The 16,724-nt window shown below is 41.0% G+C and carries 14 protein-coding genes; 1 reads left to right on the forward strand and 13 read right to left on the reverse strand.

Going from position 1 to position 16,724, the window contains the following annotated elements; translation table 11 throughout:
- Nucleotides 1-704 precede the first annotated feature (704 nt).
- The 10 genes from KS419_RS03115 to KS419_RS03160 form a co-directional block, all read right to left on the reverse strand.
- Nucleotides 705-1,193 (reverse strand): hypothetical protein, encoded by a 489-nt coding sequence (locus tag KS419_RS03115; protein WP_217064629.1) that lies wholly within the window; start codon nucleotides 1,191-1,193, stop codon nucleotides 705-707.
- Nucleotides 1,194-1,357: 164 nt separating this feature from the next.
- Nucleotides 1,358-1,978 (reverse strand): thymidine kinase, encoded by a 621-nt coding sequence (locus KS419_RS03120; protein WP_217064630.1) that lies wholly within the window; start codon nucleotides 1,976-1,978, stop codon nucleotides 1,358-1,360.
- A 618-nt stretch (nucleotides 1,979-2,596) separates the two neighbouring features.
- On the reverse strand, nucleotides 2,597-2,842 hold the full coding sequence (locus KS419_RS03125; protein ID WP_217064631.1) for a type B 50S ribosomal protein L31: 246 nt from the start codon (nucleotides 2,840-2,842) through the stop codon (nucleotides 2,597-2,599).
- 367 nt (nucleotides 2,843-3,209) lie between these two features.
- Nucleotides 3,210-4,484 (reverse strand): transcription termination factor Rho, encoded by a 1,275-nt coding sequence (rho, locus tag KS419_RS03130; protein WP_217064632.1) that lies wholly within the window; start codon nucleotides 4,482-4,484, stop codon nucleotides 3,210-3,212.
- Nucleotides 4,485-4,958: 474 nt separating this feature from the next.
- Nucleotides 4,959-5,924, reverse strand: a complete 966-nt coding sequence (glpX, locus tag KS419_RS03135; protein ID WP_217064633.1) for a class II fructose-bisphosphatase — start codon at nucleotides 5,922-5,924, stop codon at nucleotides 4,959-4,961.
- Between the two features lie 123 nt (nucleotides 5,925-6,047).
- Entirely contained in the window at nucleotides 6,048-7,337 is a 1,290-nt protein-coding gene (locus tag KS419_RS03140; protein ID WP_217064634.1) for a UDP-N-acetylglucosamine 1-carboxyvinyltransferase, read from the reverse strand.
- 736 nt (nucleotides 7,338-8,073) lie between these two features.
- Entirely contained in the window at nucleotides 8,074-8,937 is an 864-nt protein-coding gene (locus tag KS419_RS03145) for a class II fructose-bisphosphate aldolase (protein WP_217064635.1), read from the reverse strand.
- A 425-nt stretch (nucleotides 8,938-9,362) separates the two neighbouring features.
- Nucleotides 9,363-9,728 carry a response regulator gene (locus tag KS419_RS03150; protein ID WP_217064636.1) on the reverse strand — a complete coding sequence of 122 codons (366 nt, stop codon included), beginning with the start codon at nucleotides 9,726-9,728 and terminating at the stop codon, nucleotides 9,363-9,365.
- A 262-nt stretch (nucleotides 9,729-9,990) separates the two neighbouring features.
- Complete coding sequence (locus tag KS419_RS03155) at nucleotides 9,991-11,247, reverse strand: hypothetical protein (RefSeq protein ID WP_217064637.1); 1,257 nt, start codon at nucleotides 11,245-11,247, stop codon at nucleotides 9,991-9,993.
- Nucleotides 11,231-11,743, reverse strand: coding sequence for an RNA polymerase sigma factor (locus KS419_RS03160; RefSeq protein ID WP_217064642.1), 513 nt, complete (start codon nucleotides 11,741-11,743; stop codon nucleotides 11,231-11,233). The genes KS419_RS03155 and KS419_RS03160 overlap by 17 nt, the downstream gene beginning before the upstream one ends.
- Before the next feature lie 140 nt (nucleotides 11,744-11,883).
- Between KS419_RS03160 and KS419_RS03165 the strand changes: the two genes are divergently transcribed.
- On the forward strand, nucleotides 11,884-12,447 hold the full coding sequence (locus tag KS419_RS03165) for a DUF2529 family protein (RefSeq protein ID WP_217064638.1): 564 nt from the start codon (nucleotides 11,884-11,886) through the stop codon (nucleotides 12,445-12,447).
- On the opposite strand, the gene KS419_RS03170 is transcribed toward KS419_RS03165, so the two are convergent.
- From KS419_RS03170 to rpoE, 3 genes are all read right to left on the reverse strand, one after another.
- Entirely contained in the window at nucleotides 12,431-13,501 is a 1,071-nt protein-coding gene (locus tag KS419_RS03170) for a nuclease-related domain-containing protein (RefSeq protein ID WP_217064639.1), read from the reverse strand. The two genes, KS419_RS03165 and KS419_RS03170, sit on opposite strands and share 17 nt — an antisense overlap.
- Before the next feature lie 373 nt (nucleotides 13,502-13,874).
- A complete protein-coding gene (pyrG, locus tag KS419_RS03175) occupies nucleotides 13,875-15,491 on the reverse strand; it encodes a CTP synthase (RefSeq protein WP_217064640.1) in 1,617 nt (538 codons plus the stop codon).
- A gap of 271 nt (nucleotides 15,492-15,762) precedes the next feature.
- On the reverse strand, nucleotides 15,763-16,281 hold the full coding sequence (gene rpoE / locus KS419_RS03180) for a DNA-directed RNA polymerase subunit delta (RefSeq protein ID WP_217064641.1): 519 nt from the start codon (nucleotides 16,279-16,281) through the stop codon (nucleotides 15,763-15,765).
- Nucleotides 16,282-16,724 lie beyond the last annotated feature (443 nt).

A 16,724-nucleotide genomic window follows, 5' to 3' on the forward strand; every position in this document is an offset into this window, starting at 1 on the left:
CTTCTTACCGAATCTCCGACCGACCAATCCGTTCGGGCACAAGTTCCGGCAACTTCTTACCGAATCTCCGACCGACCAATCCGTTCGGGCACAAGATCGGACATCTTCCTACCGAGTACCTGACCAACGCTCCCGTTCGGGCACAAGTTCGAGCATCTTCTTACCGAATCTCCGGCCGACCAATCCGTTCGGGCACTAGTTCCGGCAACTTCTTACCGAATCTCCGACCGACCAATCCGTTCGGTCACAAGTACGAGCAACTTCTTACCGAATACCTGACTGACGCTCCCGTTCGGGCACAAGTTCCGGCATCTTCTTACCGAATTCCTGACCGTCTCTCCCGTTCGGGCACTAGTTCAATCATCTTCTTACCAAACGACCCTGCGACGCTTCCGTTCGGGCACTAGTTCAATCATCTTCTTACCAAACGACCCTGCGACGCTCCCGTTCGGGCACTAGTTCAATCATCTTCTTACCGAACCTCCGGATGACGCTCCCGTTCGGGCAAAATACCACATTACAACTGACACAATTACACACACAATACCACATTACAACTGACACACGCCTCTCTCCCCAATAAAAAAGAATACTTCCACTAAAAAAGGTGCCTTCCATTGAGACACCTTCTTTTTTTGTTACCTTCTTCTTTTAAATACACAGACACCGGCACTAGCACAAACATATACACTAGAATAGCATGGTTAACGCCAATCATTTACAACTACTTGATAATTGTAGCGGGGATTTACTTCTAACAGACGGGCTTCTATTTCCCTGATTCGAGCCTCTTTATCAATGTTTTCCTGTCCCGATGCTGTTTCATCAAGCATCACGTTTACCCAGGCATGTCCTCCCATGAGAACCACCATTCCAGGCGTTACCCCATCCATACGGTATAAAGCCATCTCAATTAGTTCTTGATCGTCCCCTAAATCCTGCCGCTCTTGTAATGGGGATCGGTAACTGGTTCCTGTTGAGTTGGATTCAGTTACCGGATTATAGGGATCTGTTTGTTCTTCAATAACGCCATAATTAATTGGTCCCGGACCAAAGAAACTGTCCCCCCAGTCTTTATGTTGAATTTCGTTTGTATTCGTATTTTGTCCCCGCACTTCAGGGGGATCTACGTTATCGTTACATCCTGAAATAAACAGGAGAAGAAGACTTACTCCAATTAAGGTATACTTCATTACAAACACCTCCTACACGATAGCTTTTCCTAAAAAGTCACGTTAGATACAGAAGCAATGAAAAATTAAAAAGCCAGCCAACTGCGCAACTAGCAGTTAGATGGCTTGCATTGTATTATCAAATTTTAAGTTAATTCAGGTAGTCCATTTGAACAACTGTTAAATTAAATTGAAATGGAACTAGTTTGTTTTACGTTTCGAAAAGTGGGTTTCCCTGGTACTTCGTGACAGTGTCGACATCTTGGTTCGTAGGATTCAGATGCCCCAACTAGGATGATTGGGTCATCATAAGATGCTGGTTTTCCGTCAATTAACCTTTGAGTTCTGCTTGCCGGTGAACCGCAGGATAGGCAGATGGCTTGGAGTTTCGTAACCGTTTCTGCCAATGCCATTAAAATAGGGACTTGTCCGAATGGTTCGCCACGGAAGTCCTGATCTAGTCCAGCCACAATGACTCTAATCCCTTGGTCTGCTAACTCCTGAACGACGTCAATCACATCGACTCCAAAGAACTGAACTTCGTCGATGGCGACTACTTGTGTGTCTTTTTCTAATTGATCTAATATGTTTGACGCATCCTGAATAGGTAGAGCGTACACTTTATTTCCGTTATGCGAAACAACTTCTTTTTCACTATATCGGTTATCTAATTTAGGCTTAAAAACTTGTACCTTCTGGCGGCCATAGCTTGCTCTCCGAACCCTGCGAATAAGTTCCTCTGATTTTCCTGAAAACATACTTCCGCAAACTACTTCCAGCCAGCCTTCTCTCCTAGTCAAATGCATAATATGATTCTCCCCTATACTTGTATTATTTTCTCTATGTATTTCTTGATAGCAGTCCGGTAAACAACCGGTAAACCGTAAAATACATTAGTTTTTATAATGGTGGTGTCCTGTTCCTATGTGTTATTTCCCTACGTCTTTAAAATGGCTCTTTAATATATTGTTGTTACTTTTTCACGCCGAAGTCTCGCGCCTTTCGCATCAATCAACACTATATCCAAAAAAACAATTTCATCTATTCACATAGTCAAAAAAAATAAATGAACCGTCCAGCACAAGGGTGAACGGTACTAATTTGTACTCTTACTATTATAGACGGGTTCGTTCCCTGGGACAATGGACTTTTCATCTTTAATCATTGGAAATGGAGTAAAGATGTGATTGATAGAGAATGATAGCGATATAGGGAGATTTAGTTTTTTGGGAATGATTGGAGGGATCTATTTTCGTATTTAACCACTAGTGTTCATGATTTATTATTAGGAATTTTGACCGATTTTGATGAATGGTGTAGCCTTATCACTCGGGACTATTCTTAGTGTTTACGGTCCTCAAAATTCATATAAAAAACAGGCAGAATTCGAAAATCGAACGGCTGCCTGTTTATCTGACAAAAAATTATTTCATGTTGTATTTCTTCTTGAAGCGGTCTACACGTCCACCAGCATCTGCGAACTTCTGGCGTCCAGTATAGAATGGGTGAGAGTCAGAACTTACCTCTACGTTAATTAATGGATAAGTATTTCCATCTTCCCATTCGATTGTTTCGCTAGAATACTTTGTTGATCCGCTTAGGAACATAAAACCTGTGCTTGTATCTTTAAATACAACTGTTTGATATTTTGGATGAATATCTGGTTTCATTTCTTTTCATCTCCTTCCGCCCTGAGTCTTTCGAAACAGAGTTATCTCGTGATGCCTAGACATCAAATCCAACCGTTTCGTTTGTAGCTATGATGTTCTAGAACATCAAAATCACATATGATGGAATTATACCAACTAGAGCAACAATTTGCAACATCGTATCGCTCCATTTTTACAGGAAGTTTTTTCTTGCTCCAAAAATGGTTCCCCATCTATTGGAGGAGATCCATTCAGTTCCCTTTCCATGGTCGAATCAAAAGCCTACTCGTTCACGTGGGTTCTCACTTGTGACAGGAGATATATAATTCTTTGTGCGAGGTTTACCAAGACCCATTATCATTATATCCTCAAACTGCAGGGAGATAAATTAACTCCTTGCGCGAGGTCTACCTGCTTTTTCTTGCTCGAATGCCTGGAAAAACTCTACGTTTGTTTTCGTATCACGAACCTTTTTCAAGAAACGCTCTAGGAATTCAGGCTGATCGTTCATTGTGTTTCTCATTGCCCACAAATTCTCGATCTGATCTTTTGGTAATAACAATTCTTCTCGGCGAGTACCAGAACGACGGATATCGATAGCAGGGAAAATTCGTCGTTCAGACAGCTTCCTGTCCAGATGGAGTTCCATATTTCCCGTACCCTTAAATTCCTCGTAAATAACATCATCCATACGAGAACCAGTATCCACTAGAGCTGTGGCTAAAATCGTTAAACTGCCGCCTTCCTCAATGTTTCTTGCTGCTCCAAAGAAACGCTTTGGCCTGTGGAAACTTGCCGGATCAATACCACCAGAAAGGGTTCTTCCACTTGGGGGAATGACGAGGTTATACGCCCTTGCAAGCCTCGTTATACTATCCATTAAGATAACCACATCTTTTTTCGCTTCCACTAATCTCATGGCACGGTCAAGCACAAGTTCGGCTACTTTAATATGATTTTCAGGTACCTCATCAAAAGTGGAACTAACCACTTCTCCTTTAATGGATCGTTCCATATCAGTTACTTCCTCTGGACGCTCATCTATTAATAAAACGATGAGTTTCACTTCCGGATGGTTCTCCGCAATACTATTTGCAACCTCTTGAAGTAACAAGGTTTTACCCGCTTTAGGAGGTGCGACAATCAGTCCACGTTGTCCAAACCCAACAGGTGCAATCATGTCAATGACACGTGATGCTAATTTAGAAGGTTGATATTCTAACGTCATTTTTTTCTCGGGATATAATGGTGTTAACTGTGGAAAGTGAGGTCGCTCTCTCGCTAAATCTGGGTCTTCTCCATTCACTGCTGCAACTTGTAAAAGACCGTAATACCGCTCGTTTTCCTTTGGCTTTCGTACTTTTCCGGACACGGTGTCCCCATTACGCAGCTCGAATCGGCGAATTTGGGAGGCGGAAATATAGATATCTTGCGAACTTGGTTTATACGTATTAGATCGCAAGAAACCGAACCCTTCCGTGGGAACAATTTCCAAAATGCCTTCCATAAACATTAAATCTTCATTTTCTGTTTGCTTTTTCAGTATGGCAAAAATTAATTCTTTTTTTGACAATTGGCTATAGTAAGAAACTTTACACTCACGAGCCATTCCGTATAGTTCCTTTAGAGTCATCTGCTCTAATTCTGTTAGGCCTACACCCATCTAGATCAACACACTTTCTTCGTAAATTTTTTGAGTCATAAAAACGAGACCGCTATCAACTGTTACATTTCTATTTTCACTCCGTTAGTCGGAATGGAAATTAGAACGATTCATTTGTGTCACAAAGGATTCATTTGAAACATTAATGAAGAATTAGATGCATGTAGAAGTAACAGCAGAGAGGTTAAATGGGAAATGACTGTTCATACGTTCAGCATTCGTTTTTATGTAGTTAACAGCTAGTTTACATTTTTACTTATTCAATAACATGGTAGCCAAGCTTACATCACATTATAATATAATCATAAAAATACATTTTTGCAAGTGAAGATTTTAATATGAAGTGAACTTGAAGAGTTAGAGTGAAAAAGATCAACTAAGGCAGTAAAACTTTTTTACTATTTTACCACCTTAGGTTTAGTCATTTAGTCTCGTTTTTTATAGTTAGTTTTTCCCTACAGCTTTACGAGAACATTATTTGATAACTAAATCCGGTTTTTTCGATAATAAATGGGTTCCGTCTATAAATCTTACGGTGCCGGATTTTGCCCTCATTACAACCGATTGCGTTGTCCCTCTTGCCCCTTTGTATTGGACTCCCTTTAAAAGTTCTCCATCCGTTACTCCTGTTGCGGCAAAAATGGCATCGTCCCCTTGAACAAGGTCGTCCATTGTCAACACACGATTGATTTGTTCAATCCCCATTTTTTCACAGCGTATCAGTTCTTCTTCATTCTGTGGTAGTAATTTCCCTTGAATCTCTCCGCCTAAACATTTTAATGCTACTGCAGCAAGAACTCCTTCTGGTGCACCACCTGACCCGAGGAGCATGTCTACTCCAGTGTCTTCAAATGCCGTATTGATAGCTGCCGCAACATCGCCATCACTCATAAGTTTTATACGTGCACCAGCTTCACGAATTTCATTAATATACTGACGGTGTCGCTCCCGGTTAAGGATGGCAACAACGAGGTCATCAATTTCTTTGTTTTTTGCCTTGGCAACGGCCTGCAAATTGTCAATAACTGGGGCATCAATGTCAATTTTACCTACAGCCTCCCGTCCCACTGCAATTTTATCCATATACATATCCGGCGCATGGAGTAAGTTCCCTTTATCTGCTATGGCAATAACCGCTAAGGCATTCCACTGTCCATTTGCAACGATATTTGTTCCTTCCAGTGGATCCACAGCTACATCCACCCTTGGACCATAGCCATTACCTAGTTTTTCACCTATATATAGCATTGGTGCCTCATCCATTTCCCCTTCACCGATCACTACTGTTCCTTTCATTGGAACGGTATCAAACACATCACGCATTGCCTCTGTTGCCGCTTTGTCCGCAGCATCCTTATTTCCTCTTCCCATCCAACGTGCAGAGGCTAATGCTGCCGCCTCCGTTACTCGCACCAATTCCATGGACAAACTTCTCTCCATCTTTTTTCCCCCAATTTTCAAGATATCCCTGGACTTTCCTTCCATTGTGCTGGATCTCAGGTGAAAAAAATTTGCTTCTATTCATGTCATAACAGAAATGGGTTTGCAATTTGTGAATGTCTATTAAGAATTTTTTAAATCAGATAACTCTTTTTCCCCAAGTTTTTCTCGCCAGATTTTGGCTCCTAATCCCTTTAATTTGTTTTCCAAATCAGAATACCCCCGATCAATATGTTCCACACCGGTGATCTCCGTTATTCCATTTGCCATTAGACCAGCCACAACTAGCGCTGCTCCTGCCCGTAAATCACTGGCACGAACGGTTGCCCCTTGTAGTTTTGGTCCTCCATTTATGAGTGCGGATCGCCCTTCCACTTTAATGTTCGCACCCATCCGGCGCAATTCATCTATATGTTTAAATCTGGCGTTATAAATCGTATCCGTTACCATACTTGACCCTTCCGCTTTCGTAAGAAGACTGGTGAAAGGCTGCTGTAAATCCGTTGGAAATCCCGGGTATACTAATGTTTTTATATCTACACTCCGCAAGTCATTATGGTTAGCTCGTACAAAAACAGAATCGTCAGCTACATCAATCATGACCCCCATCTCCCGCAATTTAGCAATGAGAGATTCCACATGATCTGGTATGACATTATCGATGAGAACGGAGTCACCCATTGCTGAAGCTAAAATAATGAACGTACCTGCTTCGATCCTGTCAGGGATAATGGAATGTCTGCACCCATGGAGTTCATCAACTCCATCAATTCGGATGACATTTGTACCTGCACCTTTAATGTTGGCTCCCATACTGGATAAGAGAGTTGCCACATCAATGATTTCCGGTTCTTTTGCGGCATTTTCTATAATTGTTCTACCTTTTGCACGGACAGCTGCAAGCATAATATTTATCGTTGCGCCTACACTTACCACATCAAGGTAGATTCGGGCACCGATTAATTCATCTGCCTGCAGATAAATGGCTCCTTGCTCATTCGTTACTTTTGCACCAAGTGCTTCGAATCCTTTTATATGTTGATCAATTGGCCGTGGTCCGAGGTTACAGCCCCCTGGCAAACCGATAACTGCTTTTTTAAATTTTCCAAGCATAGCACCCATCATATAATAGGATGCCCTTAATTTTTTTACTCGACCGTTTGGAAGGGGCATTGCAAACATGTTTTCCGGGTTTATTACTAATGTGTCATCCGTGAGTTCTGTTTTCCCCCCAATCTCCTCCAACAATTCGGCTAAAATATCCACATCAGAAATCTTGGGGAGATTATCAATCGTGACTGATGTGTCTGCTAATATTGCCGCTGGAATAAGTGCCACCGCACTGTTTTTAGCTCCACTGATTTGAACGGTTCCATTTAGAGAGTGTCCGCCTTCGATCAATAGTTTTTCCATAAGCCGCTTCCCTTCTGTCATTCTAAGTTTGACCTTTTTTATAGAGCATCTGCCTCGAGTTACATATCAACATTAATCATAAAACTCATTAAAATCATTAAACTTATTAAACAACTCGCTTTACGCTCTTGTCCATAATAGAATCGTACCATAAAACAACTGTTTTCTACCATTTTATACGTCAAAAAGTCATTTTAGACATGGATTTAGAAAGTCTTTACTACCGGGGTATGCTTCCCCATTCCTACTGGATAGGGATGTTTGGGACTTCCTTATATATGTATGATAGAGGACGTGTCTTCATAATAGCTGACACGAAAAGAGGTACAATTACATTGACGTGAATATTTGCCTTTGGTTTTACTCGTTCCCTAAGTGCCTGATTTTTTCAGCCAATCCTGCATTTTCCATATGAGTTTATTCCCAAAGGTTGAACCATTTCTCAAATACGTGCATTCCCACTAAGTCCAGTTTTCTAAATACCTGCACTATTTCATTTGATTCCAATTCTTGAATCTCTGACTGTCCGAACGTTTCTCAGTAATTCAAACTGCTGGAAATTGGTCTACCGCCATTTTGACAGCGGTTACGATTGTCAAAAAATTTCGACATAGGCACCGAAAAAGGAAAGCTGGACAACATATTCTCCATGGCATCTATTTGATGCCATGGGTCTTATGCTGCCAACTTTTTCATGATCACCTTATTAAAGTTTTATTTCATCCAAAAATAGTAATTAAGCTTTATTGGAAGAACCAAACTCTCTCATTTTTCCGATAACCGTTTCCTTAATGGCATCACGAGCTGGTCCTAAGTATTTACGTGGATCATACTCATTTGGTTTAGCAGCTAACACTTCACGAACGGTTTTTGCAGATGAAATTTGGTTCTCTGTGTTTACATTAATTTTCGCAGTTCCAAGGGAGATAGCTTTTTTAATATCATGAGTAGGGATTCCTGTTCCACCGTGAAGCACAAGAGGTACTCCAGTCAATTTTGCAACTTCTTCCATGCGATCGAAACCAAGGTTAGGCTCCCCTTTGTATGGACCATGAACAGAACCTAATGCGGGAGCAAAGCAGTCTACACCAGTTTCTCGAACTAATTGATCACACTCTGATGGGATTGCGTAAGCAGCGTCTGCATCTTCCACGACTAAGTCATCTTCTTGTCCACCGATACGACCTAATTCTGCTTCTACAGATACACCAATTGTATGGGCAACATCCACCACTTTTTTCGTAAGGGCGATGTTTTCTTCTAACGGATGATGGGAACCATCGATCATTACTGATGTAAATCCAGCGTACATTGCTTCCACACATTTTTCAAAGCTTGAACCGTGGTCTAAGTGAATTGCAACTGGTACAGTTACATCATAATCTGCCATTAAACCTTCCACAATCTGAACAACAGTGAAGAATCCGCCCATATAACGCGCTGCACCTTCTGATACACCAAGGATAACCGGGGATTGTTCTTCTTCTGCTGCTTGAAGAATTGCTTGAGTAAATTCAAGATTGTTTAGGTTGAATTGTCCCACAGCATAACCTTCTGCTTTTGCTTTTTCGAGCATTTCTTTCATTGATACTAAAGGCATTCTTAATATCCTCCTTTATCTTTCCATAGCATTTTTTGCCTTCCAGAGAAAATGGATACTTTTCACTGACATACACTTATACAAACGACAGTGATAATATTTGCAATTGTTGGTCATATTATCCTTGCCATTTGTATAGTTCGGACGTGTCATTTCATTTTTCTACAAACTGCCGTATTCTCCATTTTTATGTAAGCCTGTACACTAGATAAACTAGTGGGAAAACACAGAGGTTTCATAGAATTTACGTGAAAAAAGCCATGAACCTAATTGGTCATAGCAATTAACCATTCACCAGGCTGACTAACAAAACCATTATAGCATAGGAATTATGTAATACACGTGAATATCTAGTGAATTATTGACTTTTTCACATATATAATTTCTTTTTTTGTCAATATATAGGGGAGTTCCTGTAAATTTCTTTAGTCTTTTAAGTAGTTTCTCACTTCTGTCCGGACTTCATCAATATCAAATGGTTTAGCAAAGTGGGTTAATGCCCCTAGCTTCATGGCTTCATTAATCATTTCTAATTCTCCGTATGCAGTCATCATGATTACTTCAGATTTCACACCCATCTTTTTGATTTCCCTTAGAATCTCCAGTCCGTCCATTCCTGGGATTTTCATATCTAATAAAATCAAGTCAGGTTCTTCTTTTTCCACCAGTTTTAATGCCGATTTTCCATTGGATGCCTGCATTGTTTTGTATCCATCTTTCTCAAAGACTTCATTAAGAAGCACCCGGATACCAAATTGATCATCAACAATTAATAGTTTTTTATTTTCCACAAACACTGCCTCCTATCCTTTTCGATTAAAAGTACTAATATACTTCCACCTTTTTATAACCTTTTATTTGATTCTAGTTTCTACTAAAAAAATCCTTCTTTTGTGTCAAAATGTTGTTGAAATATTTCATTTTTTATACTAATGATCTCCAATACCTTTCTTAGGTCTTTTTTCTTATCTAAGCATTATTCGTTCCAAAAAGAAACCCCCTCTCACTTCGTCAAAAATGAGAGGGGGGAGGCTGGGACAAAAGTGTTTAAAATTATTCTGTTATTCTCGTTGCCTGTTGTGGTTCTTCCAAAAAATCAATCGTCATCTGATCTGCATGTAGCTTCATCCAAAGACCTTCGCCTGCTTTAAAATAATTTATCTTCCCCTCTACACCAGTTTCCACAGGGTAAACGGCGTATGTTTGATCATTCATCGTAATTATTGTTTCTGTCACGCTAGCGTCATAAACAAAAAACGTTTCTTCTAGCGGTTCCCCAGTCTCCAATATAAACGATATCATATCATCTGCCCAATTCTCTCTACTCATAATATCCTGTATATGGTCATAATCAGAACTGTCTTCGTTTATTCGACGGATGATGGATACTCTGTCATTCTCTTCATCTACCTCATATACTTCAAATTTCATTACAGCATGGGCTTGATGACCGTATCCAAGAACATAATTCTCATAAGTTTCACCGAAAAGAAACGTTGCACTTTCCGCCAATGGGCCAATATGTTCCAATTCATAATCAGCAAATACGGCGTACTTCTCCACTGGCACGAAAGTTTCCTCCGTTTCCTGATCTGAATTATTATCATTATCCTCCTCTTGGGCAACATGATCATCTTCCTCATCTTCCTGAAGAGCCTCATGATGTATCGTCTTCAAATGGACTGCTAAATCCTGACCATACTCGTAAATTTCCTGCTGCTCTGACGTGGGTTCTGTTACATCTGTGAGCGACACATACACCTTTAGAGGAGTGATACTAAACTCCATTTCTATCGTGTCTCCATTGTTTAGGTCAAGGATAACTTCGTACGTTTCAAACACCTCCGAAGTCTCTTCCTCTTCCAAAGGGACAATGGTTGACGGTCCATTTAATATTTCCCTTAATCGCTCTAATTGTGCCGCATCTGTTACGGTCCCCACCTGATTCAAGAGAGAACGATCTGTCCCATCACCACTGAGCAAGGTAATATTTGCAGAATCAATTTCTCCATCGATTGTAAAGGATTCCATTTGTTCCTCCTGATTTTCCTCATCCTCTGCGGGGGTCAAGCCAAAACCACCGTCCTGAAACCACTGATAAGTGATCAGAAAACCAATGAATACTGCTGATAAAACTGCCAGTGGAATTAACATTTTTTTCCAAAATAAACCTGTACTCCGCCCTTGTCCTGCTACGGGAATCCTCTTCTCATACAACTCTCCCTTTGCGCGGTGATAGGTCCTCATGCGTGCCTCCTCTCCCCGCTGTAACTCCCGAAGCTCCTTCATCTGTTCATCTAAACGATTCATTTGGCTCCACCTCCTCTTTCATTTGAAGACGGAGTTTCTCCATAGCACGGCGCGTCACCATTTTCACTTTTCCTTCCGACCATCCAAGAATCTCCGCCGTCTCCTTCACCGACAACTCCTGGACTTTCCTGAGAATCAACACTTCCTTGTAAGTCCGCTTCATTGCTGCAATCTGTTTATAGACATCCTTCACCGTTTCATCCGTCGTCACCTTCAATTCCACCGATTCCGGTGCAGAAAGAACCGAGAACTTTTCAAACGGCCATAAATAAACAGGCCGCTGTTTTCGTAAATAATCAATGGTCGTATTCCTGGCAATACTGATCAGCCAGGTGGAAAACTTCGAATCCCCATCAAACTGATTCCGCTTCCGGAACATCTTCACAAACGTTTCCTGTGTCAAGTCCTCCGCCGTCTCCTTCTTCCCGACCATCAGAAAAATATAAGAGTATACCCGATCACTATATTTGAAATAAAGCTCATCAAACTCCTCCATCACTCCAGCTTCAACCTCCTTCCTATCCCCTTAGACGAAGAACGATTCATTGCGTAACGTTTTTTCGAATTTTTTTTACCGCTTGTATTTGTTAAGATAAGACTAGACTACCAAATTTATTTTACGAAAGGTCGATACATATGAAAATATTTCACACCCAACTGCAAGGACTAATACAGCAACTTGGAGGCTGTGAAGATAAATTAGAGGATGCTGCACGCCTTATCGCCCAGAGCATCGTGGCCGACGGGGACGTCTGGATCTACGCCGAAGACGAAATGATCGGGGTCGTCGCCCAAGCCATGCACGGCACAGATTCCTTGCCAAATCTTTCCTTGGGAGAACAAGGTTCCCTGTTTGATTCCATGGATACTTTGTTGGTGTTCTCCCCGCATAAATGGAGTAAAGATGCCATGAAGGTGGTAATGGACGCAAAAGGGGCAGGCACAAACATCATTGGTGTTTCCTCAGAATCCACTCCTCAGCGAGAAACAGATATGTTATCAGGTGAAAAAGGAGCCTGGATTGACAACTGCACACTGCATTTTTCCACAGGGATCAAACATGGCCTTGTCCCAACAGAGGATGGTAATCGGATCGGTGCTCCCCATCTCATCATGGGTCTCTATATTTACTACGGGATTTATCTTACAGTAATGGAGTTTCTCGAGGAGTATAATTTTGATTTTAATACGGAAAATTAATCCGTCTCTGTTCTCTCTCTATTTTTTCTAAGCTGGCTCTGTTACGAGTCAGCTTTTTTGGTGAAGAGGCAAGGCAGTAGACACGATTTTTCGTGGACCCTTCATACGGGAGATGCATAGTCTTCAACAAATATTTACAACTACTACTTTTCGTCAGACTCAGGAAATTCAGCATTTTTTTGTTTGTAATCCTATCCCCTAAAAGAAGCTTATAGTCCTCCAATGCTATGTAGTGTGCCTGCTTCGACCTATGTCTGCAGTAACTGTTGATACAAAGCCACGCCCCATGTTTCCTCACCATCGGAATGGTATTACATTCTGGGCAGAACACCCCTTGTACAAGCTCAGCTTGATTTATTTGGAATAGTTGAAGGACATCTATTTCTTCATTGATGTTGTGTTTGAGGAGGAGCTTGGTCATTTTTTTTAGATCTTTGTTTGAAAAATAAGGTGTGGAATGGAGTGTAATGAAGTTATTGATCGTATCGGGGAGTTTAGAGCTGCGAAAGAATTTCTGCAAAATGTATTTTCTTTCCTGAAGTTGTGAGGGAAGAATAGTAAATTGTGCTTGATCATTTGCGAACACAACAACCGATTCTATGGGGATGTTGGCAGCATTTTGGAGGAGTTTCTGGGAATTTAGCCACTGTTTTATTTGATAGGCTTGCCTTTCTACCTGATGAATCGGGTCACCATATATCTTTTTACTGCCATTGTAAGTTTGAATAAGCTGGTTCATATCAGGATCGTATGTCACTTCTCCAGCAAGGTATTTTATCTCTGCTATTAATATAAAGTATGGAGTAAGAATAAGTGTGTCCATTTGAAACTTTACTTTCTGGTTGGATAACTTTAAATCGTGAAATATAAGGACCAACTCGTGGGGGATAAAGTTTAAGTAATAGTCTATTGATTGTTCTCCTTTAAAACCTGCTTTAGTAATCCGATATTCCTTCTCCACCTTCTCCCTTTTTGAATGATTTTGCGGCAGTCTCCTTAATAATGCTTCTAATTTTAGAAGTTTCACCGATTTTTGCCTAGCTTTTATGATCATCTATCCACATCCTCTTTCTGTTTTTCCTTTCTGATGATATTTTAGCTGACAAATTCGGTTTTTTTATGGGAAAAATTTGTACTATTGGTGAACGATGCGGGCTGGGTTTTGGGAATCGGGTAAAAGTGGGTGGGAATCGGCGAATTTGGTCCTTGATTCGGGTAAAAATGATGCGGAATCGGATAAAAACTTCATATAAAAAGGGAATTCGACACAAAAAGACACATCTCACTAAAATACGCACCCCTTTACAACAAATAATCCCCGGGTGAGCACTACTGCTCTGCTGCCCGGGGATCCAACCAACAAATCAAATCCAATCTTTGGTCAGTTATAGTTAATTATTCTTCACCTAATTATTTGCTACTCATTATTATTCTTCACCTAATCCAAGGCTCGCGCGGATGAATTCACGGAACAACGGCTGCGGACGAGTTGGACGAGACACAAACTCCGGATGAAATTGAGATGCCACAAAATAAGGATGATCAGCTAACTCAATAATTTCCACAAGACGACCATCTGGACTTGTCCCTGAAAAAATAAATCCAGCCCCTTCCATCTGTTCACGATACTCATTGTTAAATTCATAGCGGTGACGATGGCGTTCATAAATTACTTGGTCACCCCCATAAGCTTTGTGAGCGACAGAACCTTCCACGAGTTTACACGGGTATAACCCTAAGCGAAGAGTACCACCGTAATCTTCCACATCCTTTTGTTCCGGTAACAAATCAATGACTGGGTACTTGGTGTCTGGATTCAATTCAGAGGAGTGGGCTCCTTCTAAACCTAACACATTTCTGGCATATTCCACGGATGCTAATTGCATGCCTAAACAAATACCTAAGAAAGGAATTTTGTTGACGCGAGCGTATTCTGTTGCAGCAATTTTACCTTCAACCCCGCGGTCTCCAAATCCTCCTGGAATTAAAATACCGTCTACACCTTCCAAGAAATCGGCAACATTTTCCCGTGTTACCTCTTCGGAATGAATCCATTTAATGTCGATATCAGAATCATACTTATATCCTGCATGGCGTAATGCTTCTGCCACGGATAGATAAGCGTCTTGCAGTGCCACATATTTTCCAACTAGTCCAATCGTTACTTTTTTCGATAAGTTCTTCACACGGTTCACTAAGTTAATCCACTCTGTCATATCCGCATCTTTACACCTGTCTGCCAATCCTAAGTAACTACATACGTAATTATCTAAGTCCTGTTTTTGCAGATCTAATGGCACTTCATATAATGTCTCTGCATCACGGGCTTCAATAACTGCTTCCCGTTCAATATCACAGAAGAGGGCAATCTTGTCTTTCATCTCTTCAGGAACAGGGCGTTCCGTTCGGACGACAATGACATTTGGCTGAATTCCAAGGCTGCGAAGTTCCTTCACACTGTGCTGTGTCGGTTTGGATTTCATTTCCCCCGCTGCTGATAAATAAGGAATCAGTGTACAGTGAATATACATCACATTGCCATGCCCCACATCGCTCTTAATCTGACGGATTGCCTCAAGGAACGGGAGACTTTCAATATCCCCAACTGTACCACCGATTTCAGTAATAACTACATCAGGGTGCCCTTCTTTTCCTGCACGGAACACACGGTCTTTAATCTCATTCGTAATATGGGGAATTACTTGGACAGTTCCTCCGAGGTAATCGCCTCGGCGCTCCTTTTTAATGACAGACGAATACACTTTTCCAGTAGTGATATTACTAAATTTCCCGAGGTTAATATCAATGAAGCGCTCGTAGTGTCCTAAATCCAGGTCCGTTTCGGCTCCATCATCGGTCACGAAGACTTCCCCATGCTGATACGGGCTCATTGTCCCTGGATCCACATTAATGTATGGATCAAATTTCTGAATGGTAACTTTTAATCCGCGATTCTTCAGCAAACGCCCCAGGGATGCTGCTGTAATTCCTTTACCTAAAGACGATACGACACCGCCCGTTACGAATATATACTTCGTTGCCATGTTCTTAGTCCCTCGCTTCTATAAATATTTCCTTCGATCAAATTACTTCCTGTTTGTATACTGATAAGAATTGCTGTATTTCATGCATCAATTGAATCAATTGTTTTTTTATCTGAAAAAACTGGTGGGCATACATATAAAAAGGCAAGATTCCCGTCCAAATAAAATAACATGGAGGGGACTCTTGCCATATGTAGCTATTTAGTTACTTCATAAATTGTTTAGCCCAAAAATGATTTTAGCGAGTTATTCCTAAAAAGTCAAGCGTAGTTTAAAGGACTTCATCCTCGTCGGATTCTATGTCCAACTCTTCTTCCTCTTCCTCATCAAATTCTTCATCAATGTCCGCATCATCGTCGTCATCGTCACTGTCATAATCCTCGTCTTCTTCATTCGCTAGTTCATCCAGCTCATCTTCGAGATCTTCAAACTCATCGAAATCTTCTTCGTCATCTTCTAGATAATCATCTTCATCTTCTTCCCGACGTTTTTTCTTTCGGGTTTTATTTGCTTGAGAAAGCTCTTCCTCCGTTTGATCAAACGGGAACCATGCGCGGAGACCCCATTGGTTATCACCAACGTTAACAAATCGGCCATCTACAGACATCTCTGTATACAAGTGCGCGATACGTTTTGTCATCTGTTCTTCGGTTAACCCTTTTGTTGCGGCAACTTCTTTAAGTAACGCATAGTAATCATTGGAAGCTCTTGATTCTTTTAATAGTTCATATGCTACCTCAAGCATTGCCATTTCTTTTAGTTGCGTCTCACTATATTGTTTGATGCTCACAGCCTGCACTTCCTTTCAACTTGAACACTTTTTATTATTAACATGAAGAAAGACTAGGCTCTCCATCCAGTCCATGAAGGTGGCTTATAGCCTTGGCTTTTCTTATGCTTTATTTCTTCTAAAAAGACAATCTTTCCCTCAGGAAAATAAAGCTGAATTCATACCTTTCATTATAAACACATCTACTATAATTATGCCAGTCCATTCCAGTAATTCGTTAAAAGTAATAGAATTTTTTTCCGTCTTTCGTTAACGTGGACAAATTTAGTAGTTCTTAAACTTCAGATTTTGACAGAATGCAAGTTGTTCCGAAAGAAATAGTACATCTCGTCTAAATCGAAGTCAAGTAAGAAAAGCACAAGCGCCTAGGCTCACGAGCGTAGGGCGGTGGAGGAATGACAACCTGAAGTCCGCTCTTTGACTTCGGTTGTCACTTCCGAAGT

Origin of the sequence: Evansella tamaricis, from assembly GCF_019042215.1 — a bacterium.
GTDB classification, from domain to species: domain Bacteria; phylum Bacillota; class Bacilli; order Bacillales; family Salisediminibacteriaceae; genus Evansella; species Evansella tamaricis.